The organism is Saccharothrix coeruleofusca (genome assembly GCF_017876325.1).
GTDB lineage: Bacteria > Actinomycetota > Actinomycetes > Mycobacteriales > Pseudonocardiaceae > Actinosynnema > Actinosynnema coeruleofuscum.
Window position 1 is genome coordinate 4,598,268 of sequence record NZ_JAGINV010000001.1, and the last position, 25,926, is coordinate 4,624,193.

The window sequence follows — 25,926 nt, forward strand, 5'->3', positions numbered from 1 at the left end:
GGTGGGGTTGCTCATCACTTGTCCCGGTACTTCTTGGCGACGGTGTCAGCCAACTCCTGGCTCTCGTCCAACGCGGCGTCCACAGTGGACGCGCCCGCGATGGCGGCGCTGATCTTCTGCGACACCTGCGTGCCCAGGTCGGTGAACTCCGGGATGCCGACGAACTGGATGCCCGCCGCCGGGCGCGGCTGCACGCCGGGGTCGGTGGGCTTGGCGCCCGCGATGGCCGCCTCGGCCTGCTTGGCGAACGAGCTGCCCGCCTGGACGTACTCGGGCCGCTGGTAGGTCGAGGAGCGCTTGCCGTCGGGCAGCTTGGACCAGCCCAGGGTCTTGCCGACCAGCTCCTCGTAGCCCTTGCCGGAGGCCCAGGAGATGAACTTCCACGCGTTGTCGGCCTTCTTGCTGGCCTTCTGGATGCCGAACGCCCAGGTGTAGAGCCACGCGGAGCTCTCGGTCTTCACCACCGGCGCCTGCGCGAAGCCGAGCTTGCCCTTGACCGGCGAGTCGTCGGCCTCCAGCAGGCCTGCGGCCACCGTGGCGTCGTACCACATGGCGACCTTGCCCTGGGTCATGTTGTTCAGGCACTCGGCGAACCCGGCCTGCGGCGCGCCCGCCTCGCCGTGCGCGCGGACCAGGTCGACGTAGAACTTGGTGGCCTCCTTGAACTCCGGCGCGTTGACCCGCGCCTGCCAGTCCTCGGTGAACCAGGTGCCGCCGAAGGTGTTGACCACGGTGGTCAGCGGGGCCATGAGCTGGCCCCAGCCCGGCTGGCCGCGCAGGCAGATGCCCTTCATGCCCGGCTGCGCGCCGTCGACCTGCGCGGCGATGTCGGCGACCTGCTGCCAGGTCGGCCGCTCCGGCATGGTGATGCCCTTGGCGTCGAGCACGTCCTTGCGGTACATCAGGAAGGAGGACTCGCCGTAGAACGGCTCGGCGTAGACCTTGCCGTCCTCGCCGGTCAGCGACTGCCGGATGGGTTCGAGGATGTCGTCCTGGTCGAACGCGGTGTCCTTGGCGAAGTAGTCGTCCAGCGGGGTGAGCCAGCCGTTGCGGGCGTAGATCGGCGTCTCGTAGTTGCTGATGGTGGCCACGTCGTACTGCCCGGCCTGGCTGGAGAAGTCCTGGCTGATCTTGTCGCGGACGTCGTTCTCCGGCAGCACGGTGAAGTTGACCGCGATGCCGGTCTCCTTGGTGAAGTTGTCGGCGGTCAGCTTCTGCAGGTCCTGCATCTGCGGGTTGTTGACCATCAGGACGTTGATCGAGTTCTCGGCCCCGCCGCCCCCGCCTCCCGCGCCCGCGCATGCCGTCGTGGCCAGGAGGACCGCTGCGGCGATCCCGCCGTGTCGCAGTGACTTCATTGTCTTGCCTTCCTCGGGACGTGCTGGACCAAGGCCCCGTGCGGATCGGGTCCTGTGGTGGCGGTTGTGGTGGGTCGGCTAGGCCCGGACGACCTTGGGGCCCAGCAGGGCGTAGCGGTGCGCTTCCCCCGCGGGCAGCGCCGAGTCGGTGATGATGGCCTCCAGCTCGGCGACGGTGCCGAACCGGTGGAAGCTCGCCACGCCGAACTTCGTGTGCACGCCGACGAAGATCCGGCGCCGGGCGGCGGCGAGCGCTTGCGCCTTCACCGCGCCCACCGCGGGGTCGGGCGTGGTGAGACCGTGCTCGCGGGAGATGCCGTTGGCCCCGATGTAGGCGAGGTCGACGACCATCTCCCCGAGCATCCGGGTGGCCCAGTGGTCCACCGTGGCCAGGGTCCGCCCCCGGACCCGGCCGCCGAGCAGCAGCACGGTCACCGAGGGCGACTCCGACAGCGCCGCGGCGGTGGGCAGCGACGCGGTGATCACCGTCAGCGGCCTGCCGGTGGGCAGCGCCTCGGCGATGAGCTGGGGGGTGTAGCCCTCGTCGATGAAGACGGTTTCGGCGTCGCCGAGCCGGTCGGCGGCGGCCCTGGCGATGCGGCGCTTCTCCGGCACCATCGACGCGGACCGGAACTTCAGCCCGGTCTCGTACCCGGCGCTCTCCACCGGGACGGCCCCGCCGTGGGTCCGGCGGACCAGCCCGTGCTCGTCGAGCATCCGCAGGTCGCGCCGCACGGTCTCCTGCGCCACCGACAGCTCCGCCGCGATCTCGGCGACGTCCACCCGGCCGTCGGCCCGCGCCCTGGCGAGGATGCGCCGCTTGCGCTCGTCAGCCCGCACGACCGCCTCCTCGCCCGCTCGGTCCGGTGCGTCGCCCGATCGGGCGACACCTGAGTTTTAACACTTGCGAAAACGGTGTGGCCAGCACCACACCCGATGCAGGCGTGCCCGAATTCCGCCCGATTCTCAGGCCCGAACCCACAGAAAAGCCGGGATCGGTGCCCGTTTGGGCACCGATCCCGGCCCGATCACGGCCCGATCCCGCTCCGCGGGCCCGAATCCCGCCCACCCCCACCACGTCGGCAAGTACTACCCGGCGTGCCCGCGAAGGCCGGTAAGTACTACCCGTGGCGCCCGAACGCTCGGTTCACGGTGTCCGGACGCTCGACCCGTGGTGGCTGAGGGCGCGGGTCAGGTGGCGTGCACCTCGAACTCCGACAGCTGGGCCGCGGGCCAGCCGGTGTTGCCGGTGAAGGTCAGCCGGAGGAAGCGGTGGCTGCCCGACACCGCGATCGTGGCGGTGTTGCCGGTGGCCGGGTCGAACCGGTGGCCCGCCGAGCCGACGACCACGCCGTAGGAGGAGCCGTCCGGGCTGCCCGAGACCGACAGCGTCTGCGTGCGCGCGCCCCAGCTCGCCGACGGCGGCAGCTTCAGCACCACCCGCCGCACCGCCGTCACCGCGCCCAGGTCGACCGTGATCGTCTGCGGGAAGGCGTTGTTGACGCTCTCCCAGTAGGTGTTCGCGTCGCCGTCCACGGCGTTGGCGGGCCGGTACACGTCGGTGTAGCCGCCTGCGACGACCGGCTTGCCCAGGGCCAGGTTCCCGCCGGGCAGGCTGCCGCCGGGGTCGTCGCGCGGCGGCCACGACGAGCAGTCGGTCCACTGGCTGTCCCACCCGGAGTTGCCGCCGCCCCGGTTGATGGTGAACGTCCCGGACGGGTAGGCGCAGTTGTAGAAGCCGCGCGTGCCCACCCGCGTGGCCACGACGTCGGTGAAACGGCCCTGGCCGGTGGTCTCGGCCTGGAGCACGACCGTGCCGACCCCGTCGACCTCGGCGCCGCTGACGTCGAGGTCGGTCACCGCGTTGCCCTTGCCGCCGCCGTCGACGACCTGGAGCGCGCTGTAGGGGCTGTCCACGATCCGGTTGCCGGTGAGGTCGACCGGGGTGGTGATCGGCCGGTCGTAGGAGTCCACCCGGATCGCGGCGTGCGGGTGGCCCCAGTTGGGGTTCATCGCCCCGGTGCGCACCAGCGTGTTGGCGGCCACCGTCGTGGTGCCCGCCAGCGGCGCGAACGTGCCGTCGTGGATGAAGTGCTGGTTGGAGATGGCGATGCCGCTGCCCAGCGCGTTGGTGTCGCGGACCAGGTTGCCGCGCACGGTGATGTCGGTGCCGCCGTAGATGGCGATGCCGTTGGCCAGGTTGGGCTGGACGACGGTGTTGTTCTCGAAGGTGTCCCGCACGTCGGCCCCGCCCAGCGACCACATGGCCAGCGCGTCGTCGCCGGTGTTGCGCAGGAAGTTGTTGCGCACCACCGAGTCCGTGACGCGGCCGTTGAAGTTCAACCCGTCCGCGGCGAGGTCGAGGAAGCGGTTGTTCTCGATGACCGCGCCGCTGGTGGTGCCGCTCATGGTCCAGACGCCGACCTTGAGGTGCTGCAGCCACAACCCGGAGATGACCGAGCCCGCGCCCAGCGGGCCGTGGTAGCCGTTGTCCGGGCGGTCGTCCACCCGCTCGGTCACCTCGCCGAGCACCGCGAAGTCGTGCAGCCGGATGTTGCCCACGACCTGCCCGTCGTTGCGGAACGGGTTGTTGCTGTGCAGCACCGAGTGCCACATGCCCGCGCCGCGGATGGTGACCTGGTCCACGGCCATGGCGCGGCCGACCTCGAAGGTGCCCGCCGGTATCCACACCTCGCGGCCCTGGGACCTGGCCGCCGCGACGGCGCGCAGGATGGCGTCGGTGTCGTCCGAGCCGTCGTTCGCGGTGGCCCCGTGCTCGGCGATGGACACCGAGTTGCCCGGTCGGGTGGCTGGTGTGGCGACCTGCTCGAAGTCGGCGAGGTCGACGGTGATCGCGCCGACGCTGCCCGCGTCGAGCTGCACGCGCACCTTCGCGCCCGCCGCCAGGTCGCGGCCCAGCAGCAGGCGCGACTCGTCGAACAGGTGGTGGGTCCTGGAACCGGCGATCCAGGGGGTGTCGAGGTAGCTGTACTCGGAGGTGACCGGCAGGTCCTTGAGCTTGGCCCCGTCGGCGTAGACCGCCACGCTGCCCGACGAGCCGTCGGGCACGCTGTAGCGCAGCACGATCGCGTTGGCGGGCCGGGTGAGGGTGAACTCGACGTGCTCGCCCCGGCCGTCCAGGGCGACGGCCTGGCGCCCGGACGCCTCCGAGGCCGGGGTGCCCTGGGTGAAGTCGGGGCCGATCCGGGTTCCGCTGTGGGCCGCCGCTTCGGCTTCGTGCTCGGTGAACGGCACCGTCGCGCCGTTGCCGCCCGCGGTCAGCTCGATCGCGGGCCGCTGCGGCGGTGTCGTCGTCGTCAGGACCACCGCTGTGGTCGCCAGCGCACCGGCGACCACAGCGGCCATCGGCAGGGTTGTCCGTGACATCGTCGTCTCCTAGCGGGTGTACCTGATCCAGGCGGCGGTGTCGGGGGGCAGCGCGCCGTCGGCCAGCGGACCGCTGGACAGCAGCACGCCGCGGTGCTCGGGCAGGGCGACCGGGGCGGCGGAGAGGTTGACCACGCAGGCGAAGCCGGGTTCGCGGGTGAACGCCAGCACTTCCGGCCCCAGGTCCAGCCACGCCATGTCGCCGTCGCCCAGCGCGGGCTCGGCGCGGCGCAGCCGCAGCACCTCCCGGTAGAGGCTGAGCATCGAGTCCGGGTCGCCGGACTGCGCCCGCACCGACCGCTCCCGCCACGACTCCGGCCGCGGCAGCCAGCTCGGCCCGTCCTCGCCCCACGGGATCGGGACGCGGCAGCCGTCGCGGCCGGGGTCGGTGTGGCCGGAGCGCTCCCACACCGGGTCCTCGCGCAGCTCGTCGGGCAGGTCCTCGACCTCCTCCAGGCCCAGCTCCTCGCCCTGGTAGACGTAGACGCAGCCGGGCAGCGCGGTGGTCAGCAGCGCCGCCGCGCGGGCCCGCCGGGTGCCCAGCTCCAGGTCGGTGGGCGCGAGGTGCTGCCGGTCGCCGAAGTCGAACGAGGTGTCCGCGCGGCCGTAGCGGGTGACGTGCCGGGTCACGTCGTGGTTGGACAGCACCCAGGTGGGCGGCGCGCCGACCGGGGCGTGCGCGGCCAGCGTGGCGTCGACGCACGACCGCAGCGCGGCCGGTTCCCACGGGCAGCACAGGAAGTCGAAGTTGAACGCCGAGTGCAGCTCGTCCGCGCGCAGGTAGCGGGCGAAGCGCACCGGGTCGGGCAGCCACATCTCGCCGACGAACACCCGTTCGCCGGGGTAGGCGTCGAGCACCCGCCGCCACGACCGGTAGATCTCGTGCACGCCGTCCTGGTCGGAGTAGGGCGCGTCGGCGTCCGGCCTGCTGAAGTCCTTGACCAGCCCGTCGGCCACGTCGATGCGGAACCCGTCGACGCCGCGGTCCAGCCAGAACCGCAGGACGTCCTCGAACTCGGCCCGCACCTCGGGGTGGTCCCAGTTGAAGTCGGGCTGCTGAGGGCTGTACAGGTGCAGGTACCAGCTGCCGTCCGGGGCCTGGCTCCACGCCGGGCCGCCGAAGCGGGACTGCCAGTCGTTGGGCGGCGCGTCCCCCTCGTGGAACCAGAACCGGTCGCGCCCCTTGCCGCGCAACGCCTCCTGGAACCACGGGTGCTGGTCGGAGCAGTGGTTGGGGACGATGTCGATGATCACCCGGATGCCCAGCTCGTGGGCTTCGCCGATGAGCTTCTCCGCCTCGACCAGGGTGCCGTACACCGGCTCGACGTCCCGGTAGTCGGCGACGTCGTAGCCGCCGTCGGCCAGCGGCGAGGGGTACCAGGGGCTGAGCCAGACCGCGTCCACGCCCAGCTCCGCGAGGTAGGGCAGCTTCTGCCGCAGGCCGGCCAGGTCGCCGATGCCGTCCCCGTTCCCGTCGGCGAAGCTGCGCGGGTACACCTGGTAGATGGCCGCACCGCGCCACCAGTTCATGTGGTTTCCTCCCTGGGTAGTGGGGTCAGCCCTTCACGGCGCCCGTGGTCAGGCCCGCCAGGACGTGCCGCTGGAACAGCAGGAACAGCGCCACCATCGGCGCGCTGGCCAGCACCAGAGCGGCCAGCAGCACGTTGACCGGCGTGTCCGGGGCGAAGCGCTGCAGCGCGACGCTGAGCGTCTGCCGCGCCGGGTCGGGGAACACCAGCAGCGGCCAGAGGAAGTCCTTCCACGCGGCGACCACCGCGAAGATCGACACCACCGCCAGGATCGGCCGGGACAGCGGCAGCACGACCCGCCACAGCAGGGTGAGCTGGCTCGCGCCGTCGATCCTGGCCGCCTCCAGCAGTTCTCGCGGCAGCTGGTCGAAGAACCTCTTGAGGAGGTAGATGTTGAACGCGTTGGCCGCGGCGGGCAGCCAGATGGCCGCGGGCGAGTTGATCAGCCCGAGGTCGGCGATGGTCAGGTAGGTCGGCAGCAGCAGCACGGCCGCGGGCAGCATGAGCGTGAGCAGCATCATGGCCAGGATTCCCCTGCCCAGCACCGGTTTGAGCCGGGACAGCGCGTACGCGGCGGGCACGTCCACGGCCAGCTGCACCGCCCACGCGCCGACCGCCACGACGACGGTGTTGAGGAAGTACCTGCCCAGGTCCATCAGCTGCCACGCCTCGGCGTAGGTCTGCGGGACCCAGGTCCGCGGCAGCACGGTCGGTGGCACGCGGGCCAGCTCCGCCGCCGGTTTCATCGCCGACAGCACCACCCAGACCAGGGGCAGCACGAAGACCGCGGTGAGCACGAGCGTGGTGGCGCCGAGCGCGACCCAGTAGCCCGCGCGGTGCCGTCCCGGCGCGATGAGCGTCCTCACGCCTCCGCCTTCCTGGTGATCCTGAGGTACAGCGCGGAGAACGCGCCCAGCACGAGCAGCAGCAACAGGCTCAGCGCGCTGGCCGTGCCGAAGTCGTTGTAGTAGAAGGCGTAGCGGTACAGCAGGAGCAGCACGGTGACCGTGGAGTCCTCCGGTCCGCCGCCGGTCATGATGTAGGGCTCGGTGAACACCTGCATGGTCGCCACGACCTGCAGCAGCAACAGCACCAGCAGCACGAACCGGGTCTGCGGCACGGTCACGTGCCACAGCCGCCGGGCCACGCCCGCGCCGTCCAGCTCCGCGGCCTCGTACAGCTCGCCGGGGATGGACTGCAGCGCGGCCAGGTAGATCAGCGTGGCCGTGCCGAGGTTGGCCCAGGTCGCCACCAGCACCAGCGACAGCAGCGACGTGCCCGAGTCGTCCAGCCACCCCAGGCCCTCCAGCCCGAGCCCGCGCAACGCCGTGTTGAGCAGGCCGGGACCGGGGTCGTACAGCCACTTCCAGACCAGCGCCGCGACCACCGGCGGCAGCATCACCGGCAGGTACACCACCAGCCGGAAGTAGCCCTTGAAGTGCCGCAGCTCGTTGAGCACCACGGCCAGCCCGAACGGCACCGCGAACCCGAACACCAGCGCCAGCACCGTGAACAGCAGGGTGTTGCGCCACGCCACGGCGAACAGCGGGTCGGCGAACAGCCGCTCGAAGTTCTCCCAGCCGACCCACACCGGGTCGTTGACGAAGTCGACCTGCTGGAAGCCCAGCACGAGCCCGCGCGCGATGGGGTACCAGGAGAACACCGCGAAGCAGATCAGCGCGGCGGTGAGGAACCCGTAGGCGGTCAGGTTCTCCGCGACGCGGCGGCGCATCACTTCACCTGCGCCAGGACCTGGTTCACCTTGGCCTCGGCCTCCGCCAGCAGGGCGGTCGGGTCGGCGTCGCGGTTGGTGAGCACGGCCTGCATGGCGTTGTCCAAGACTGCGTAGACCTGCTGGGCGTTGGGCGGCTCGATCAGCCCCTCCGCCGTTGAGTCCACGTAGGACTGGAAGTTGCTCACCGGCATGGTGGCGTACTTCTGCTTCAGCGCCGCCTGCTGGGCCCGGATCTCACCGGTCCAGATGTCGGCGACCGGGGGCACCGGCAACCCCACGGGCTGCCCCTGTTCCTGGTAGCGCTGGAGGTTCTTCTCGAACCGGTCCGGGTTGAGGTACTTCCAGCCCAGCCACCTCATGGCCGCCTTGACCTTCTCCGGCGTGGCCTTGGGGTTGACCATGTAGCCCTCGCCGCCGATGAGCGTGCCGCCGCCCTCGGGGATTCCCGCCAGCCCGTAGGTCTTGTAGTCGCCCTTGAACTGGTTGACGATGGTGGGCACGTTGTCCGGGGCCGCCAGGTACATGCCCAGCCTGCCGGAGCCCATCATCTGCTGCACGTCCTCCAGGACCAGCAGCTGCTTGTCGCCCATGGAGTTGTCGGTCCAGCGCATGTCCTTGAGGTGCTGGAGGACCTGCTCGCCCTTGTCGTTGTCGAAGTCCGCGACCCACTTGTCGCCGTCCCGGCGCGCGATCCGGTTGCCCAGCGAGTAGTTCCAGGCGGTGAAGTGCCAGCCGCCCTGGTTGTTCTTGCTGTACTCGGCGAAGCCGACGGTGCCATCGCCCAGCGCGGCGATCTTCCTGGCGGCCTCGCGGACCTCGGCCCAGGTCCCGGGCGGCTGGTCGGGGTTCAGGCCCGCCCTGGTGAACAGCTCGCGGTTGTAGAGCAGGCCCATGGCGTAGTTGGCGGTGGGGACGCCGTAGACCTTGCCGTCGGCGCTGAAGACCTCGCGCAGCTCCTGGCGGATCTCGGAGTAGTGCGGGATGTCCTTGACGTGCGCGGTGATGTCGGCGGCCTGGCGGCGGGCGATGAGCTGCGCCGGGTCGGTGAAGTAGGCGTAGAACACGTCTTCCAGTTGGCCGCCCGCGAGCTTGGCGGAGAACGTCTTGGGGTCCATGAAGCCCTCGTGGGGCTGGATGTCGATGTCGGGGTTGGCGGCTTCGAACTCGGCCACGTCCTCGTCGAAGACCTTGCGCTCGAAGGCCTGCGTCTGCGGCGGCTGTCCGTTGATCGAGAGCACGACCTTGCCGCCACCCCCGGACGGCTGGGAGCCCGAGCACGCGACGGCGGTCAGGCCGAGGCTGCCTGCCAGCAGCAACCCCGCCGCTCTGCGGAGGCTGGATGAGTTCATGGTGGCGGACCCTCCTCGGGTGTGGTGAGGCGCACACGGTAAATCCGCCGAACATGTGTTCGCAAGATCTGTACGAAATCTCGCAACTTCGTGACAGAGAGCCGCCGCCGAGTCGCAAGTCCTGTCCACCCCGGCATGCCGAAGACCCCCGAGCGGCGAACTCGGGGGTCCTGGACGTTCTCACGGGTTAGCGGGGCGCCGGGGCGGTGGAGGCGCGCACCACCAGCTCGGGCTCGAAGAGCAGCTCCTCGTCCGGCACGGCGGTGCCCGCGATCCGGTTGGCCAGCAACTCCACCGCCGCCCGGCCCATCGCCTCGATCGGCTGGCGGACCGTGGTCAGCGGCGGCTCGGTGCACGTCATGAAGGCCGAGTCGTCGTAGCCGACCACCGACACGTCGTGCGGCACCCGCATCCCCTGCCGCCGCACCGCGCGGATCGCGCCCAGCGCCAGCGGGTCGCTCGCGCACACCACCGCGGTCACCCCGCGCTGCAGCAGCCGGGTGGCCGCGGCCTGGCCGCCCTCCAGGGAGAACATCGCGTGCTCCTCGGCCAGCTCCACGCCCGCCCGCTCGGCGCAGGCCACCAGCGCGGCCAGCTTGCGCCGCGACGGCACGTGGTCGGTCGGCCCCAGCACCGCGCCGATCCGGGTGTGCCCCAGCGCCACCAGGTGCCCGAACGCCTGCTCGACGGCCACCGCGTCGTCGCAGGACACGCGCGGGAAGCCCAGGTCCTCCACGGCGGCGTTGACCAGCACCGCGGGCAGCTTGCGCCGCGCCATCTGCCGGTAGTGCTCGTGCGGGGCGTCGGCCTGCGCGTACTGCCCGCCCGCGAACACCACCCCGGACACGTGCTGCTCCAGCAGCAGCTCCAGGTAGTCCGCCTCGGAGACACCGCCCGCGGTCCGGGTGCACAGCACCGGCGTGAACCCGCGCTGCGCCAGCGCGTTGCCCACCACGTCGGCGAAGGCCGGGAAGATCGGGTTCTGCAGCTCCGGCAGCACCAGCCCGACCAGCCGGGCGCGCTCGCCGCGCAGCTGCGTCGGCCGCTCGTAGCCCAGCACGTCCAGCGCGGTCAGCACGGCCGACCGGGTAGCGTCCGACACGCCGGGCTTGCCGTTGAGCACCCGGCTCACGGTCGCCTCGCTCACGCCGACCTTCGCGGCCACCTCTGCCAACCGCCGTTGCGTCATGGAGCAACTATAGGGCAGGATTTGTCGCCCACTTGCGCAGGCTTGCACTCGTTTGCGTCCCCCGTCCCCGTTCTCCGCTTCTATCCCCTACCGGGTGATCCGTGGGGTACAACTCCCCCATGACTAGGTGGGTGCTGCTGGTGAGCGCGCTGCTGTTGTCCGCCGGGTGCGCCGCACCGGTCGCGGGCAAGCCGGTGGCCGCACCGGTGACGTCGTCCGCCGCCGCGGCGGCTCCGGACGAGGTCGTGCGCTGGGTGGACAAGTTCTGCGGGGTGGCCAACTACCTCATCGCCGCGGGCTCGGTCAGCGCGGGCCAGCCGACCGGTGACCCGGCCCGGATGAAGCAGGCGATGAGCGAGTCGCTGGGCCGCGTGGTCGACGTGCTGGACGTGGCGCTGCACGACCTGGCCGAGCTCTCCCCCGCCCCGGACCCGGCCGCTGACACCTCGGTGGAGCTGATCACCACCCCGCTGGCCGAGGCGCGGGACAAGTTCGCCGCAGCCAGGGAAGCCGTCGACAACGCCCCCGAGCTGACCGGCGAGGTGTTCGAGGGCGTCATGAAGAACATGACCGAGGCCGTCACCGGGATGACCCAGGGCGTGGAGAAGCTGGCCGTGGTCTCGCTGCCCGAGCAGTTCCAGCGGGCCGTGCCGCAGGCGCCCAACTGCGCCCAGCGCTGACCGCACCCGGCGGGAAGGCCGGTCCCGCCGGTCGTGGACCCAATGGCGCGAAAGCACGGCTCACGATTTCCGCGGGAATGCTCGGACGTTGCTGGACCGCCTGGGTGAAAAACGTCCACGATCGACATTTCCGCAGGTCAGTGGCGCTACAGTGACCTCCGCAGACGTGCTCCTGGAAAGCCTCGCGCGGTCCGGAACGGGGGGCGGCGTTGATCGATGGTGGCGTGGTGGTGGGTTATCTCGCCGTGCTCATGACCCAGGCGGCCGGGCGGTTCGTCAACGACCGGATCGATGACGGCCTCAAGAGCCTCTACGACCGGGTGGTGCGCAGGCTCGGCGGCGGAGCGGTGCAGGACCTCCAAGCGGACCCGGCGGACGAAGCCGCGCGGGGGCGGGTGGCCAGGGCGGTGGAGAACGTCGCCGCGGTGGACCGGGGCTTCGCCGACGAGATCGCCGCGATCGTCGCCCGGCTGGACCAGGCGGGTGGCAGGCGGTTGGTCAACCAGGTGCGGGCGCGCACCAACGTCCAGCACTTCGGCTCGGGCGACCAGGCGACCCACGGCGGCGTCATCAACAAGAGCTGGTCCCGCTCCACCGAGCACCCCGGCAACTACTCCGGCGCTCCCGCGTGGGTCAAGGTGGCGACCGCGCTGGGCGCCCTCTGCGCGCTGGGGGGACTGGTCCTGCTGGTCTTCGACGTGGCCACGGCGATGTCGGCGGGGCGGGACGAGGTGGGCCGCCCGCTGCCGCCCGACCTCGACGTCCTGACGCGGGGCGCCGTCCTGTTCGTCGTGGGCCTGGCCCTGTGCCTGCTCGGGTCGCTGGGCCGGTCGATGTCCAAGCGCGGGTGGTGAAGTCCGCCGGACAGCGGCCTGCCGTTCGGGTTAGGCAACAGCGGGGGCGAACGGGGCGCGGAATGTGGGGGCGCAGCCCCCATGTGCGCGCGCCGCGGACGTGCCACGTTGTCACTGTGACTCACTCCGCCGTAGACCGGCCCGCCGCGACGTGGTGGTCCTGCGGCGTGCGCGGGACACCGCAGGACCAGGCCGTCCCAGGGGGGCGGCCCGCGTGGGCCGCGTTCGTGGAACGCGCCACCGCGACCGCGGCGCACGCCGCCTTCCCCGGCGGCACCTGGGAGGAGGGCTTCGCCTTCGCGCTGCGCCCGCTGGTGCGCGCGGCCACCGCGCTGGACCGGCGGCTCGACGACGACTTCGCGCGGCGGCTGAGCGGCAGGCTGGTCCGCATCGCCGCCCGCACCCTGGTGCTGGAGCTGAACCTGCGGCGGGTGGCGGGCGAGCTGTCCGGTGGCACGCCCCGGCAGCGCTTCGCCGACTTCGTCTCCACCGTGCGGCTGCCCGAGCTGTTCGCCGAGTACCCGGTGCTGGCCCGGCTGCTGGGGCAGACCTGCCTGCACGCGGTGCGGGCGCACCGCGACCTGCTGGACCGGTTCGCCGCCGACCGCGCGCGGATCGTGGCCGAGCTGCTGGGCGGGGTGGACCCCGGCGCGCTGGTCGCCGTGGAGACCGGCCTCGGCGACTCGCACGCGGGCGGCTGCTCGGTGAGCGTGCTGCGGTTCGCCGACGGCCGCAGGGTGGTCCACAAGCCGCGCCCGGTGCACCTGCACGCCCGCTTCACCGAGCTGCTGCGCTGGTTCGACGGGCACACCGGGCTGGGGCTGCGGCCGGTGGCGGCGGTGGCGGGCGACGGGTACGGCTGGCTGGAGTTCGTCGAGCACACCCCGTGCGCCGATGTGGCCGAGGTGGGCCGGTTCTACCGGCGGCTGGGCGGCCTGCTGGCGCTGCTGCACGCGGTGGACGCCACCGACATGCACTACGAGAACCTCATCGCCTGCGGCGACCAGCCGGTCCTGGTCGACGTGGAGACGCTGTTCCACCCGACGACGGGCGTCCCCGCCGACCCCGCCGCGTGGACGCTGGCCCGGTCGGTGCACCGCACCGCCGTGCTGCCGCGGGTGCTGCTGGGCGAGCACGGCGCCCACGACGTCGGCGGGGTGGGCGGCGACCCCGCCGAGCGCTTCCCCGCCGACGTGGCCGCGTGGGCCGACGAGGGCACCGACCGGATGCGACTGGTGCGCGTGCCCGCGCCCACCGCGTCCGCGCACAACCGGCCCCGTGTGGGCGGGCGGGACGCCGAACCCGCCGACTACGAGTGCGCCCTGTTGGCCGGGTTCCGGCTGGGCTACGACGTGCTCTACGACCACCGGGCGCGGCTGATCGGCCCGGACGGGCTGCTGCGCCGGTTCGCCGACGCGCCCGCGCGGTTCGTGCCCAGGGCCACCCGCCTCTACGGCATGCTGCTGGACGAGTCGACGCACCCGGACGTGCTGCGCCGCGCCGAGGACCGCGACCTGGCGCTGGCCCTGCTGCGCGACGAGTCCGACGACGAGGTGCTGAGCGCGCTGGTGCCGCACGAGCTGGCCGACCTGTGGGCGGGCGACGTGCCGCTGTTCACCACCCGCCCCGGCAGCCGGGACGTGTGGACCTCGACCGGCGAGCGCCTGCCGGACCTGCTGCCGGAGTCCGGGCTGGCCGCCGCCGAGCGCAAGGTCGCCGCGCTGGACGAGGTCGACCGGCACGAGCAGCAGTGGGTGATCCGCGCCGCGCTGGCCAGCAGACCCCGCCCGGTGCGGCACCGAGGCGGCGAGCCGCTGCCCGGCCCGGTCGCCGCGTGCGCGCCGGACCCGCAGCGGCTGCTGGTCGCCGCGTGCGGCCTCGCCGACGAAGTGCTGGCCCGCGCCGCCACCGACGGCCACCGGGCCAACTGGCTGGGCCTGGAACTGGTGGACGACCGGTACTGGGCGGTCGCGCCGATGGGCGCGGGCCTGTCCACCGGCTACACCGGTGTCGCGCTGTTCCTGGCCCAGCTGGGCGCGCTGACCGGCGCGTCGCGCTACACCGAGTTCGCCCGCGCCGCGCTCGCGCCGGTCCCCGACCTGCTGCGCCGCTTCACCGACGACCCCGAGCTGGCCGTGGCGGTGGGCAGCGGCGCGTTCCACGGCATGGGCGGCGTCTGCTACGCGCTGGCCCGGCTGGCCGCGCTGCTGCGCGACGCGGAGATCACCGGCTGGCTGCGCGCCGCCGTGGACGTCGCCGCCGAGGTCGAGGCGGCGGGCCAGGAGGCCCCGGACCTGGTCGAGGGCTGGGCGGGCGGACTGGCCGCGATGGTCGCGGTGCGCGAAGGGGGAGGCGCACCGCGAGCCGGGCGACTGGCCGACGCCTACGCCGACCGCCTGCTGGCGGCCGACGCGGGCGGCGACGGCTTCGCCCGAGGCCGGGCGGGCGTGGGCTGGGCGCTGCTGCGCCACGCCCGCTCCGGCGGCCAGTCCCGGCACGCCGCGGCGGGCCGGGCCCACCTGCGGGCCGACCGGGCGCTGCGGCAACGCCTGCTGGACGTGGGCGAAGCCGACCACAGCTGGTGCGCGGGCCTGTCCGGGGCGGTGCTGGCCCACCTGGCCCCGCCCGACCAGCCGGTCGACACCCACACGCTGCACCTCGACCGCTGCCTCAACGCGCTGGCGGTGCACGAACCGCTGCGCGACCTGAGCCTGTGCCACGGGGAGCTGGGCGTGGTGGAAGCGCTCACCGCGCTGGCCGAGCGCGGGCACGACCGGGCCGCGGCGGCCCGGACCCGGCGCGCGGGCCTGGTGCTCGGCGCGCTGGAGCAGTACGGAGCGCGGTGCGGCACCCCTGGCGGCGTGCCGTCGGCGGGCCTGCTCACCGGCCTGTCCGGCATCGGCTACGGCCTGCTCCGCCTCGGCTTCCCCGAGCGGGTGCCCTCCGTGCTCCTGCTCGAAGTCCCGAAGGAACCGACACTGCCCGAGGAGACGATCCGATGACGACCGACGACCCGCGCACCACCCACACCTGGCAGGAGGAGCAGGACGGCGACCACCCCGCCGGGGAGATGGTGCTGCGCCGCAAGTCCAAAGCCGGGGCGAGGGCCCGCGCGCTGGCCGGGATGACCCTGGCCATGGGCGCGTGCGCCGTGGTGGCCGCCGGACTCCAGGACACCACCGTGAGTGCTCCTGGCGTGTGAGAGAGCTCGCGTGAGGGGGAGGGGGCCTCACGCGGGGGGCTCCTCGTGCGGTGGTGGGGGCCACCAGGCGAGGACTGCGGGGCCGGACTGCCCGCTTCTTGGGGGTGCGGGCAGTCCGGCGCGCACGTGGTCGGCATGGCTATGGTCGGCTCATGCAGACCCGCGCGCCGGTCGTCGTCGGCCGCGACGAGGAGCTCCGCGAGCTGGAGCGGGCGCTGGCCGACGCCGCCGCCCGCCGCGGGCGCGCGGTGTTCCTGGTCGGGGAGCCGGGCATCGGCAAGACCAGGCTGGCGCGGGTGGCCGCCGGAGCGGCCTTCGACCGGGGGATGCGGGTGCTGCGCGGGCGTGGCAGCACGATCGGGCCGATGGTGCCGTTCCGGCCGCTGGCCGAGGCGCTGATGTCGTTGCTGCGCGGCGGCGACGGCCCGGAACTGCGGGAGCTGGGCCCGTACCAGCCCGCGCTGGGCAGGCTGGTGCCGGAGTGGGGCACCGGGGCGCCGGAGGGCCTGTCGCTGGTGGTGCTGGCCGAGGCGGTGCTGCGGCTGCTGGCCGCGGTGGGCCGCGAGCGGCCGTGCCTGCTGGTGCTGGAGGACCTGCACGACGCCGACGCGGAGACGCTGGCCGTCGTGGAGTACCTGGTGGACAACCTGGACCAGCAGCCGGTGGTGCTGCTGGTGACCACCCGCGCCGACCCCGGCCCGGCGCTGGAGGTGGTCCGGCTGGCCGCGCAGCGGGAAGCCGGGGCGCTGCTGGAGCTGAGCGGGCTGACCGAGGACGAGGTGCGCCGGATGGCCGCCTCCTGCCTGGAGGTCGACCCGGCGCGGGTGCCCGACGAGGTGGCCCGGCGGCTGTGGGACGACAGTGCGGGCAACCCGTTCGTCGTCGAGGAGATGCTGCACGGCATGGTCAACGGCGGCCTGCTGGTGCGCGGCCCGGACGGCTGGCGGGTGCTCGGCGAACTGCGCATCGGCGTGCCGACCGCGCTGGTGCGCAGCATCGCCCACCGCACCGACCGGCTCGGCGAGCAGGGCCGCGAGCTGCTGTCGGTGGCCGCGGTGCTGGGGCACCGGTTCCCGCTGTCGGTGCTGCGCGCGGTGACCGGGCTGGACGACCGCGCGGTGCTCAGCCACCTGCACGCCGGGGTGGCCGCGCAGCTGGTGACGCCGGACGAGCCGGTGCCCGACTGGTACGCCTTCCGCCACCCGCTGACCGCCGAGGCGCTGCTGGCCCGGCTGCCCCCGGCCGAGCGCGCGGAGCTGTCCCGGCGCACCGCGGACGCGGTGCAGCGGCTGCACCCGGACCTGCCCGGCGAGTGGTGCCCGCTGGTGGCCTCGCTGCGGCTGGACGCGGGCCAGAGCGCGCAGGCCGGGGCGCTGCTGGCCGAGGCGGGCCGACGGGCGCTGGCCGACGGCGCGGCCGGGTCCGCGGTGCGGCTGCTCGACCACGCCCACCGGTTGCTGGCCAGCCAGGTCGACGTGGACATCCGGGCGGACGTGCTGGACTCGCTGCTGCCCGCGCTGGGGGAAGCGGGCCAGTTCGAGCGGGCCTTCGCGCTGACCGACGCGCTGGCCGAGCTGAGCGCGGCGGGGCTGAGCCGGTCCCGGCGCGCCCAGCTGCACATCCGGCTCGCCCGCGTCGCCCACATCGCCGGGCGCTGGGACTACGGCAACGCGCAGGTGGAAGCGGCGCGCGCGCTGCTCGGGCCGGACGCGCCCGCCGAGCGGACCGCGCAGGTCGACGCGGTGGCCGCGTTCCTGGCGCTGGACACGCCCGGCCCCCGGCGGACCGAGGCCGCCGCCGTGCTGGCCCGGCGCGCCGCGGAGGCCAGCACCGACCCGCAGGTCGGCTGCCAGGTGTGGCAGCTGCTGGGCATCCTGGCCCGCGAGCGGGACCTGGGCGAGGCCGCGGCGTGCTTCGAGCGGGCCCGCCGCATCGCCGAGGAGCACGGGATGCCGATCCAGCGCAACTACGCCGCCGTGCGGCTGGCGGGCATGCGGTGGCTGGCCGACGCCTCCACCACCGAGCTGCTGGAAGCGCGCGAGGAGGCGCTGCGGGTCGGCGCGCTCGCGGTGGCCTACAACGTGGATGCGATCCTGGCGCTGGACGCCGTGCTGCGCGGCCGCTACGCGGACGCCGAGGACATGCTCCAGCGGTGCTGGGAGGCCACCAACCGGCTCCAGCTGCGCGCGCTGACCCGGTACGTGCTCATGACCAGGGCGACCGCCGCCGCGCACCAGGGCAAGCGCGCGGAGCTGGAAGCGGCGCTGGTGGACTTCCACGAGCGGGGCGGGGTGGGCTCGCAGGAGCGCCCGCTGTGCTTCGGCCTGGCGCGGGCGTTCTGCGCGCTGCTGGAGGAGGACCGCGACCTGGCGCGGCAGGACCTGGCTCGGGCCACCGCGTTCGAGGCGGAGCACCCCTCGACGTTCTACCTGTCCGGCACGCACGGCCTGGGCTTGCTGCTGGGCGCGCTGGCGGGCGAGGTGGACCGGCGGCGGCACGCGGAGGTCACCGCGCTCGCGGCGGCCTCGCTGCGGTGGAACCGGGTGTTCGGCCAGTTCGCCGACGCGGTCCTGCTCGGCCGCGAGGGCCGCGCCGCCGAGGCCGCCGCGGCGGTGCGCGCGGGCCGCGACGCGGCGGCGGTGTTCCCGCTGGCCAGGCACCTGGGACTGCGGCTGGTGGCCGAGGCGGCGGTGGCGGAGGGCTGGGGCGAGCCGGTGCCGTGGCTGCGCGCGGCCGAGGAGCACTTCCACGCCGCGGGCCGGTCCGCCGTGGCCAGCGCGTGCCGGGGGCTGCTGCGGCAGGCGGGCGCCTCGGTGCCGCAGCGGCGCACCGGGTCCGAGCAGGTGCCGGGGCAGCTGCGCGCCCTGGGCGTGACCGTGCGGGAGTTCGAGGTGTTCCGGCTGCTGGCGGGCAGGCTGGGCAACAAGGCCATCGCGACCCGCCTGCACATCTCGCCGCGCACCGTGGAGAAGCACGTGGCCAGCCTGATCACCAAGACCGCGCAGCCCGACCGCGAGGCGCTGAGCAGCTTCGCAGCCGCCCTGGACACCTGACACGCTCGTGAGCACCACCCGCCCCCTCCACGAGTGGTGCCCACGGGCGGGGATCAGCCCACCGGAACGGCGGGCTGCGGGGTCGCCCGGTGCAGGACGAGCAGGTCGACGACGAAGCAGGCCACGGAGCCGTCAGCGGCGCGACCGACCCACGTCGGGTACGAGCCGTCGCCCCAGCCGCTGCCGAAGGCCACCAGCGCCGCGCCCGACACCGGGTCGGCCACCCGCTCCGAGGCGCCGCCGATCAAGCGCTCGGCGATCTCCTCGAAGGACCGGTCGAAGATCGGGTCCAGCGCCTCGGCCGCGTCCGCGTCGACGAAGCAGGCCGTGCCCGAGTCGACGCCGAAGCCGTAGAACTCCCCGTCGCCGAGCAGCCGGTCGTCCTGACCCGGCCGCAGCGCCAGGTGCCAGGAGACCACCGGCTCGGCCGAGACGACCAGCTTCGCCGCCGCCACCCGCTCGTGCTCCGGGTCGTCGACGAACCGCACCACCGCCAGCTCCACCCGGTAGTCGCCGGGCGGGACGGTGTCGGTGAAAGCCGCCTCGCCGTCGGACAGCAACCCCGGATCGGTCGCCAGCACCCGGCCGCTGATCAGCCGCACCGTGCCCGCGTCCCGGACCTCGGTCACCACGACCTCCTCCGCCCCCCGCAGCCCCCACCGCTCACCGGAGCGGAACACCCGGTCCAGGGCGGTGGGCCGCAACGGGACCGGGGGCCGCCACGGCGGCTCGACGGGCTCCTCGTCCACCACGTCCGGGCGTTCGACCAGGTCCGCGTCCACGCCGGCCAGCGCCGCCCAGTCGCCGAACCCCGGCACGTCGCTGAACAGCTCCTCGACCGGCACTCGCACGGGGCGCACCATCTTGCTGCGCGCCTGCTGCGCCCGCACCGTCCGCGTCGCGGTGCCGTCCGGCTCGTGCGACAACCGCTCGTAATCAGCGCGCTCGTCGAACTCCGGCGAGGTCGGGCCGTCGTAGTGCCACTGCTCGACCTGCGCGCGGAACAGGCGGCCCAGCTCGCGGTACTCCACCGCGCGGTGCCGCCTGCCCTGCTCGTCGAAGTGCCAGCAGCGGGCGAAGCCCCGTCCCCTGGCGATCTCGCCGACCGCGACCACGGTGTCGTCCTCGGGTCGCACCAGGCAGAAGGCGTACTGCTGCCCGCCGCGATCGCGTTCCCGCGCCGTGGCCGCGGACAGCCTGCCGACGATCGCCCGGTCCTCCGGGGACCAGCCCTCGCAGTAGATGACGTCCAACGACGCCCGCGCACTCATGGCGGCACCCTATTGCCGGGCACCGACAGTTCCGCGCCGCCGATTCCGCGCAGGCGATTCCGCGCAGGCGATTCCGCGCCGCCGGGATCAGACCGGAGCGGTGACCCGGATGTCGGCGTTCCAGTCGCTGTAGTGGTGCGTGCGGCTCTCGAAGACCTCGCCCCCCAGGGTCTTCATCACGTGCTCCACGCGCACCGGCAACTCCCCCGGCCCGACCCACACCACGACGGTCGAGATGAAGCCCCGGTCATAAGCGCTGAGCAGCACCGCCCGCTGCTGGGCGTCCTCGGTCCGGTCGGCCTGCTGCCGCAAGTCCACCTGCAACGAGTACCGCCTGGTCCGCACCCCTTCCACGGTCTCATCGCCGCTGTCCATGAGCAGGCCGCTGCGCAGCGCCTCGACCACCACGACCGGGTCGACCACGTCCGCCACCTCGGTGACGGGCACCTCGACCACCGGCACCGGGTCGCCCAGCTCGTGCCGCGTCCACCCGCCGCCCTGCGAGCGCGAGAAGGCCGCGCCGGGCAGGACGACCAGCTCCACCGGTGGCGAGGACAGCGACACGAAACGGCCTTCGGGAGCCCGCACCAGACCGCCCTCCACGCGCGTGCTCCGCCCCTGGAGGGTCTGCTCGGCGGTGAACCGCACCGACCTCTGCTCGACCGACCGGTTGATCAGCGCGGTCGCCAGCTCGTCACCGCTCGTGGCCACCGGTCCGAGCGTCGGCTCGGGCAGCGAGGTCCGCTCGGCGCACCCCACCAGCAGGCAACCGACCAGCAGAAGGACCAAGCACCGGCGCATGTCTTCCCCCAGGAGGCGTGCGATCCGCGCCATCCTCCCGCACCCACCCGCCGAACGGCCACCACCTCGCCCCCTACCCCTCCCCCAACGCCCGTTCCCGGTGTCACCCGACCATGGGCGTGTCGGGCATGTCGCCCCCGCGAGTCGAACCCCCAGACACCACGAACTCAACATTCACGCACGTCGGGCAGTACTTGCCGGCCCTCCCAACGCTGCCGGGTAGTACTTGCCCACGCACCAGGAATGCGCCCGCGTCGGGTAGTAGCTGCCGACCTTCACAGCGGCCTCGGGTAGTACTTGCCGACGCAGCAGGGGCGCGTGCGGGGGTGAACGGGCCGGGTGGCCTCGGCTAGCGTCTGCCGCATGGCTCACGTGCTCTCCGTCAACACCGGTTCCCGGCTCGACTCCGACCACGCAGACGTCGGCCACACCGGTATCGGCAAGCGGCCGGTGAGCGGCCCCGTGCTGGTGCGCGAGCCGGGTCCGCGCGGCGAGGGCGGCAGCGGACTGGACGGCGACCACATCTCCGACCTGCGCCACCACGGCGGCAGCGACCAGGCGGTGTACGCCTACGCGCGCGAGGACCTGGACGAGTGGGCCGCGGAGCTGGGCCGGGAGCTGCCGCCGGGGCTGTTCGGGGAGAACCTGACCACGGTCGGCGTGGACGTCACCGGCGCGCTGGTGGGCGAGCGGTGGCGGGTGGGCGGGGTGCTGCTGGAGGTGACCCGGCCGCGCATCCCCTGCCGGACCTTCGCGGGGGTGATGGGGCAGCGGGGCTGGGTGCGCACGTTCACCCGGCGGGCCGTGCCCGGCGCGTACCTGCGGGTGGTCGAGCCGGGCCCGGTCAGCGCCGGTGACGGGATCACCGTGGTGACGCGGCCGGACCACGACGTGACCATGGGGCTGGTCTTCCGCGCCCTGACCCTGGAGCCGGAGCTGCTGCCCCGCCTGCTGGCCGCCGACACGCTGCCCGAGGACCTGCGCGACCGGGTCGGGCGGCGGGCGTCCGACCCGGTCTGAGGCGGGTCAGACCAGCGCGGACAGGCGCTGGTACTCCTCGTCGGTCAGCTCGATCCGGGCCGCCGCGACGTTCTCCTCCAGGTGCGCCACCGACGAGGTGCCGGGGATGGGCAGCACCACCGGCGAGCGGCGCAGCAGCCAGGCCAGCGCGAGCTGGGCGGGCGTGGCGTCGTGGTCCTTGGCGGCCTGGTCGAGCACGCTGCCGGGGCGGGCCAGCTCACCGGTGGCCACCGGGAACCACGGGATGAAGGCGATGCCCTGCTCGGTGGCGTGGTCGAGCACGGCCTCGTGGTGGCGGGTGGCCAGGTTGTAGAGGTTCTGCACGCTGACGATGTCGGCGATCCCGCGTGCCTCCTCCAGCTGCGCTACGTCCACTTCGGACAGTCCGATGTGCCGGATCTTGCCCTCTTCCTGGAGCTTGCGCAGCTCGCCCACCTGGTCGGCCAGCGGGTAGTCGGGGTCGACGCGGTGCAGCTGGTACAGGTCGATCCGGTCCACCCCCAGCCTGCGCAGGCTGCCCTCCAGGGCGTGCCGCAGGTACTCGGGCTTGCCCAGCGTCGGCCAGACGTCGGGCCCGGTGCGCAGCAGGCCGCCCTTGGTGGCGATGACCAGGTCTTCGGGGTAGGGGTGCAGCGCCTCCTTGATCAGCTCCTCGCTGATGTGCGGGCCGTAGGAGTCGGCCGTGTCGATGAAGTTCACGCCCAGCTCGACGGCCCGGCGCAGCACCGCGATCGCCGCGTCGCGGTCGGCCGGAGGCCCCCAGATGCCGGGGCCGGTGATCCGCATCGCGCCGTAGCCGAGCCGGTTCACCCGCAGGTCGCCGCCGAGCAGGAATGTGTCTGACACCTGAAGCGCTCCTCGAATCCGTGGCACGGTCCTGTCCGAACCACGCAACCCAGTCTGCCCACCATCTGTTCCCGGCGCCCGCCGACACCGCGCGGGCAAGTACCACCCGAGCGGTGTCGGCGGGCGCGTAACTACTACCCGTGCCGAGCGGGGACGGCGGGCCCTCGCCCGGCACGGGTAGTAGTCAGCGGCCCCGTTGGAGGGGGCGGGTAGTACTTGCAGACGGGTCAGTTCTTGGCGACCAGGGTGAGGACGTCGTACTTGGCCACGGACTCGCCCTTCTGGTTCACCACGTCGGCGTCCCAGCGGACCTCGCCGTAGTCCTGGTCCTCCCTGGGCGTGATCTGCTTGGCGGTCAGCGTCACGGTCAGCTCGTCACCGGGGAAGGTGGGGGTGAGGAACCGCAGGTTCTCCAGGCCGTAGTTGGCCAGCACCGGTCCCGGCTCGGGCGAGACGAACAGTCCCGCGGCGAAGGACACCACCAGGTAGCCGTGCGCGACCCGGCCGCCGAAGAACGGGTTGGCCGCGGCGGCTTCCTCGTCGGTGTGCGCGTAGAAGGTGTCGCCGGTGAAGGAGGCGAAGTGCTCGATGTCGGCCAGCGTCACCACGCGCGGCCCGGCCGTCACCGAGTCGCCGATCTTCAGCTGCGCCAGGGACTTGCGGAACGGGTGCACGTCGGAGGCGGTGCGCTCGGCGCCGGCCACCCACCGGCCGGTGATGGCGGTGAGCGCGCGCGGGCTGCCCTGCACGGCGGTGCGCTGCAGGTGGTGCAGCACGCCCCGGATGCCGCCCAGCTCCTCGCCGCCGCCCGCCCGGCCGGGTCCGCCGTGGACCAGCGCGGGCAGCGGGGAGCCGTGGCCGGTGGACTCGCCCGCGTCGTCGCGGTCGAGCACCAGCAGGCGCCCGTGCCACGGGGCCACGCCCAGCACCACTTCGCGCACGAAGTCGGCGTCGTGGGACACGATGGAGCCGACCAGGCTGCCGCGACCGCGCGCGGCCAGCGCCACCGCGCCCTCCACCCCGTCGTAGGGCAGCAGGGTCGACACCGGCCCGAACGCCTCGACCTCGTGCGGCTGGGCGCGGTCCGGGTCGGCCTTGAGCAGCACCGGGGACAGGAACGCCCCGCGCTCGGGGTCGGCGTCGACCACGTCCACCCTCGCCGGGTCGCCGTGGACCGCCGAACCGGCCTCCAGCAGCGCCTTGAGCGAGCGGCGGACCTCTTCGCGCTGCTCCAGCCCGGCCAGCGCGCCCATCCGCACCGACTCGTTGGCGGGGTTGCCGACGACGACCTCGGCCAGCCGCGCCGACGCGGCCTCGGCGACCGCGTCGAGCAGGTTCGACGGCACCAGCGCCCGGCGGATCGCGGTGCACTTCTGGCCCGCCTTGACCGTCATCTCGGTGACCAACTGCTCGACGAACAGGTCGAACTCGGGGGTGCCGGGGGTGGCGTCGGGGCCGAGGACCGAGCAGTTGAGCGAGTCCGCCTCGGCGTTGAAGCGCACCGACGAGCGCACCACGGCGGGGTGGGTGCGCAGGTGCGCGGCGGTGGAGGCGGAACCGGTGAAGCCGACCAGGTCCTGCTCGGTGAGGTGGTCGAGCAGGTCGCCCGCGCTGCCGCAGACCAGCTGCACCGAGCCCTCGGGCAGCAGCCCGGAGGCGAGCATCAGCTCGACCAGCTTCTCGGTGAGGTAGGCGGTCGGCGAGGCGGGTTTGATCAGCGAGGGCACCCCGGCGACGAACGCGGGCGCGAACTTCTCCAGCGGGCCCCACACCGGGAAGTTGAAGGCGTTGATCTGCACCGAGACACCGCGCAGCGGGGTGCCGACGTGCTGGCCCGCGAACGTGCCGCCGCGGCCGAGCGGTTCCACCGCGCCCTCGACGTAGACCCTGTCGTTGGGCAGTTCCCGCTTGGCCTTGCCCGCGTAGCCGAACAGCACGCCGATGCCGCCGTCCACGTCGATCAGCGAGTCGGCGCGGGTGGCGCCGCTGCGCGCGGACAGCGCGTACAGCTCGTCGCGGTGCTCGCGCAGGTAGGAGGCCAGCGCCTTGAGCAGCGCGCCCCGCTGGTGGAAGGTCAGCTCGCGCAGCGCCGGGCCGCCCACGCGCCTGCCGTGCTCCAGCGCCGCGGCCATGTCCACGCCCGCCGAGGAGACGCGGGCGATCTCCTCGCCGGTCACCGCGTCGCGCAGCGGCGTCCCCTCCGCGGTGGGGGTGTGCCAGCGACCGGACACGTAGCTGCGCAGCAGGGCCATGGGTGTCGACCTCCTCGTCGGGCCGGTGGGTGTCCCGGCACGCACGACAGTAAAGCGCCCCCACTTTCATCGTGACTTGATTCAAGCTCATGCAGTAACTTCTGTGCGCCGCCGCCAGAGTGAAGGGAACGTCAATGCGGACACGAGTGCTGGTGGGCGCGATCGTGCTCACCCTAGGCGGGCTGGTCGCCCCGATGACGGCGGCCACGGGCGCTCCCCCCGCCGCCACCCCCCAGGCCGCCGCCCAGGAGGTCGGCACCACGGCCGTCACCTGGGAGGAGAACTTCGACGGTCCTGCGGGCAGCCGCGTGAACGCGGCCAGGTGGAACACCGAGATCGGCGACAACCACGGCAACAACAAGGAGCACCAGTACTACACCGACTCCGCGAGCAACGCCGCGCTGGACGGTGCGGGCAACCTGGTGATCACCGCGCGGAAGGAGAACCCCGGCAACTACAACTGCTGGTACGGCCGCTGCCAGTACACCTCGGCCCGGATCAACACCGCGGGCAAGTTCAGCACCACCTACGGCCGCGTCGAAGCGCGCATGAAGATGCCGCGCGGCAAGGGCATCTGGCCCGCGTTCTGGATGCTGGGCAGCGACATCAACAACGGCGTGCCGTGGCCGAGCAGCGGTGAGATCGACATCATGGAGTTCCTGGGGCACCAGCAGAACACCGTGTACGGCACGATCCACGGTCCGGGCTACTCCGGCGCCGAGGGCATCGGGATGGCCTACAACGGCCCGAACTTCGCCGACGGCTTCCACACCTTCGCGGTGGACTGGACGCCCAACTCCATCGCCTGGTCCGTCGACGGCCACGTCTACCAGCGCCGCACCCCCGCGGACCTGGGCGGCGACCGCTGGGTGTTCGACAAGCCGTTCTTCATCATTCTCAACCTCGCGGTGGGCGGCGAGTGGCCCGGCTACCCCGACGCCAGCACGGTCTTCCCGCAGCAGTTCGTGATCGACTACGTCCGGGTCAGCAGCACCAGCGGCGGCGGCGCGGGCGGCCGGATCACCGGCCTGGCGGGCAAGTGCCTGGACGTGGCCAACGGCAACTCCGCCAACGCCACGCCGATCCAGATCCACGACTGCAACGGCACCGCCGCGCAGCAGTGGAGCAGGCCGGGCGACGGCACCATCCGCGCGTTCGGCAAGTGCCTGGACGCGGCCAACGCGGGCACCGCGGACGGCACGCCGGTCCAGCTCTACGAGTGCAACGGCACCGGCGCCCAGCAGTGGGCGGTCAGCGCGGCCAACGACATCGTCAACATCCCGGCCGACAAGTGCCTGGACGTCAAGGACAACAACCCCAACAACGGGGCCAGGGTCCAGCTGTGGACCTGCGCGGGCACGGCCAACCAGAAGTGGACCGTGTCCTAGTCGCAGGGCGCT

At 73.1% G+C, this 25,926-nt stretch carries 19 protein-coding genes; 7 read left to right on the plus strand and 12 right to left on the minus strand.

What is annotated here, in order from left to right:
- Positions 1–14: 14 nt before the first annotated feature.
- From JOF41_RS20320 to JOF41_RS20355, 8 genes are all read right to left on the minus strand, one after another.
- On the minus strand, positions 15–1,358 hold the full coding sequence (locus JOF41_RS20320) for an ABC transporter substrate-binding protein (RefSeq protein ID WP_209621180.1): 1,344 nt from the start codon (positions 1,356–1,358) through the stop codon (positions 15–17).
- A 78-nt stretch (positions 1,359–1,436) separates the two neighbouring features.
- Positions 1,437–2,198 carry a DeoR/GlpR family DNA-binding transcription regulator gene (locus tag JOF41_RS20325; RefSeq protein WP_189224748.1) on the minus strand — a complete coding sequence of 254 codons (762 nt, stop codon included), beginning with the start codon at positions 2,196–2,198 and terminating at the stop codon, positions 1,437–1,439.
- Positions 2,199–2,549: 351 nt separating this feature from the next.
- Entirely contained in the window at positions 2,550–4,745 is a 2,196-nt protein-coding gene (locus JOF41_RS20330; protein WP_209621183.1) for a discoidin domain-containing protein, read from the minus strand.
- Between the two features lie 9 nt (positions 4,746–4,754).
- Positions 4,755–6,275, minus strand: coding sequence for a glycoside hydrolase family 13 protein (locus tag JOF41_RS20335; protein WP_209621186.1), 1,521 nt, complete (start codon positions 6,273–6,275; stop codon positions 4,755–4,757).
- 25 nt (positions 6,276–6,300) lie between these two features.
- The gene (locus JOF41_RS20340; protein ID WP_307867476.1) at positions 6,301–7,140 is read right to left on the minus strand and encodes a carbohydrate ABC transporter permease; all 840 of its coding nucleotides are present in this window, start codon (positions 7,138–7,140) and stop codon (positions 6,301–6,303) included.
- The gene (locus tag JOF41_RS20345) at positions 7,137–8,006 is read right to left on the minus strand and encodes a carbohydrate ABC transporter permease (protein WP_209621189.1); all 870 of its coding nucleotides are present in this window, start codon (positions 8,004–8,006) and stop codon (positions 7,137–7,139) included. The genes JOF41_RS20340 and JOF41_RS20345 overlap by 4 nt, the downstream gene beginning before the upstream one ends.
- Positions 8,006–9,358, minus strand: a complete 1,353-nt coding sequence (locus JOF41_RS20350) for an extracellular solute-binding protein (protein WP_189224751.1) — start codon at positions 9,356–9,358, stop codon at positions 8,006–8,008. The genes JOF41_RS20345 and JOF41_RS20350 overlap by 1 nt, the downstream gene beginning before the upstream one ends.
- 187 nt (positions 9,359–9,545) lie before the next feature.
- Positions 9,546–10,547, minus strand: a complete 1,002-nt coding sequence (locus JOF41_RS20355; protein WP_189224752.1) for a LacI family DNA-binding transcriptional regulator — start codon at positions 10,545–10,547, stop codon at positions 9,546–9,548.
- Positions 10,548–10,666: 119 nt separating this feature from the next.
- On the opposite strand from JOF41_RS20355, the gene JOF41_RS20360 reads away from it, so the two are divergent.
- The 5 genes from JOF41_RS20360 to JOF41_RS20380 all read left to right on the plus strand — a co-directional run bounded on the left by JOF41_RS20360 (position 10,667) and on the right by JOF41_RS20380 (position 18,336).
- Entirely contained in the window at positions 10,667–11,227 is a 561-nt protein-coding gene (locus tag JOF41_RS20360; protein WP_209621192.1) for a hypothetical protein, read from the plus strand.
- Between the two features lie 227 nt (positions 11,228–11,454).
- Complete coding sequence (locus JOF41_RS20365) at positions 11,455–12,081, plus strand: hypothetical protein (RefSeq protein ID WP_189224754.1); 627 nt, start codon at positions 11,455–11,457, stop codon at positions 12,079–12,081.
- A gap of 116 nt (positions 12,082–12,197) precedes the next feature.
- Entirely contained in the window at positions 12,198–15,083 is a 2,886-nt protein-coding gene (locus tag JOF41_RS20370; RefSeq protein ID WP_209621195.1) for a type 2 lanthipeptide synthetase LanM family protein, read from the plus strand.
- A complete protein-coding gene (locus tag JOF41_RS20375; protein ID WP_189224755.1) occupies positions 15,080–15,283 on the plus strand; it encodes a hypothetical protein in 204 nt (67 codons plus the stop codon). The genes JOF41_RS20370 and JOF41_RS20375 overlap by 4 nt, the downstream gene beginning before the upstream one ends.
- 152 nt (positions 15,284–15,435) lie before the next feature.
- Positions 15,436–18,336 (plus strand): helix-turn-helix transcriptional regulator, encoded by a 2,901-nt coding sequence (locus JOF41_RS20380; RefSeq protein WP_209621198.1) that lies wholly within the window; start codon positions 15,436–15,438, stop codon positions 18,334–18,336.
- A gap of 53 nt (positions 18,337–18,389) precedes the next feature.
- On the opposite strand, the gene JOF41_RS20385 is transcribed toward JOF41_RS20380, so the two are convergent.
- The gene (locus JOF41_RS20385) at positions 18,390–19,607 is read right to left on the minus strand and encodes a DUF4241 domain-containing protein (RefSeq protein ID WP_209621200.1); all 1,218 of its coding nucleotides are present in this window, start codon (positions 19,605–19,607) and stop codon (positions 18,390–18,392) included.
- Between the two features lie 87 nt (positions 19,608–19,694).
- Positions 19,695–20,396, minus strand: a complete 702-nt coding sequence (locus tag JOF41_RS20390) for a hypothetical protein (protein ID WP_209621203.1) — start codon at positions 20,394–20,396, stop codon at positions 19,695–19,697.
- 375 nt (positions 20,397–20,771) lie between these two features.
- Here JOF41_RS20390 and JOF41_RS20395 point away from each other — a divergent pair, with 375 nt between their 5' ends.
- Positions 20,772–21,428, plus strand: coding sequence for an MOSC domain-containing protein (locus tag JOF41_RS20395; protein WP_189224758.1), 657 nt, complete (start codon positions 20,772–20,774; stop codon positions 21,426–21,428).
- Between the two features lie 6 nt (positions 21,429–21,434).
- Here JOF41_RS20395 and JOF41_RS20400 read toward each other — a convergent pair whose 3' ends face one another.
- Together JOF41_RS20400 and paaZ are read right to left on the minus strand one after the other, a co-directional pair.
- Positions 21,435–22,274, minus strand: a complete 840-nt coding sequence (locus JOF41_RS20400; protein WP_189224759.1) for an aldo/keto reductase — start codon at positions 22,272–22,274, stop codon at positions 21,435–21,437.
- Between the two features lie 227 nt (positions 22,275–22,501).
- A complete protein-coding gene (gene paaZ / locus JOF41_RS20405; RefSeq protein ID WP_209621206.1) occupies positions 22,502–24,526 on the minus strand; it encodes a phenylacetic acid degradation bifunctional protein PaaZ in 2,025 nt (674 codons plus the stop codon).
- 134 nt (positions 24,527–24,660) lie between these two features.
- On the opposite strand from paaZ, the gene JOF41_RS20410 reads away from it, so the two are divergent.
- Entirely contained in the window at positions 24,661–25,914 is a 1,254-nt protein-coding gene (locus JOF41_RS20410; protein WP_189224760.1) for a glycoside hydrolase family 16 protein, read from the plus strand.
- Positions 25,915–25,926 lie beyond the last annotated feature (12 nt).

What these genes read in the sequence shown, in the direction of transcription:
- JOF41_RS20335 (WP_209621186.1), bottom strand. Translation starts at nt 6,275, where the DNA reads ATGAACTGGTGGCGCGGTGCGGCCATCTACCAGGTGTACCCGCGCAGC.
- paaZ (WP_209621206.1), bottom strand. Translation starts at nt 24,526, where the DNA reads ATGGCCCTGCTGCGCAGCTACGTGTCCGGTCGCTGGCACACCCCCACC.
- JOF41_RS20380 (WP_209621198.1), top strand. Translation starts at nt 15,436, where the DNA reads ATGCAGACCCGCGCGCCGGTCGTCGTCGGCCGCGACGAGGAGCTCCGC.
- JOF41_RS20330 (WP_209621183.1), bottom strand. Translation starts at nt 4,745, where the DNA reads ATGTCACGGACAACCCTGCCGATGGCCGCTGTGGTCGCCGGTGCGCTG.
- JOF41_RS20320 (WP_209621180.1), bottom strand. Translation starts at nt 1,358, where the DNA reads ATGAAGTCACTGCGACACGGCGGGATCGCCGCAGCGGTCCTCCTGGCC.
- JOF41_RS20410 (WP_189224760.1), top strand. Translation starts at nt 24,661, where the DNA reads ATGCGGACACGAGTGCTGGTGGGCGCGATCGTGCTCACCCTAGGCGGG.
- JOF41_RS20395 (WP_189224758.1), top strand. Translation starts at nt 20,772, where the DNA reads ATGGCTCACGTGCTCTCCGTCAACACCGGTTCCCGGCTCGACTCCGAC.
- JOF41_RS20350 (WP_189224751.1), bottom strand. Translation starts at nt 9,358, where the DNA reads ATGAACTCATCCAGCCTCCGCAGAGCGGCGGGGTTGCTGCTGGCAGGC.
- JOF41_RS20345 (WP_209621189.1), bottom strand. Translation starts at nt 8,006, where the DNA reads ATGCGCCGCCGCGTCGCGGAGAACCTGACCGCCTACGGGTTCCTCACC.
- JOF41_RS20375 (WP_189224755.1), top strand. Translation starts at nt 15,080, where the DNA reads ATGACGACCGACGACCCGCGCACCACCCACACCTGGCAGGAGGAGCAG.
- JOF41_RS20360 (WP_209621192.1), top strand. Translation starts at nt 10,667, where the DNA reads ATGACTAGGTGGGTGCTGCTGGTGAGCGCGCTGCTGTTGTCCGCCGGG.
- JOF41_RS20385 (WP_209621200.1), bottom strand. Translation starts at nt 19,607, where the DNA reads ATGAGTGCGCGGGCGTCGTTGGACGTCATCTACTGCGAGGGCTGGTCC.
- JOF41_RS20355 (WP_189224752.1), bottom strand. Translation starts at nt 10,547, where the DNA reads ATGACGCAACGGCGGTTGGCAGAGGTGGCCGCGAAGGTCGGCGTGAGC.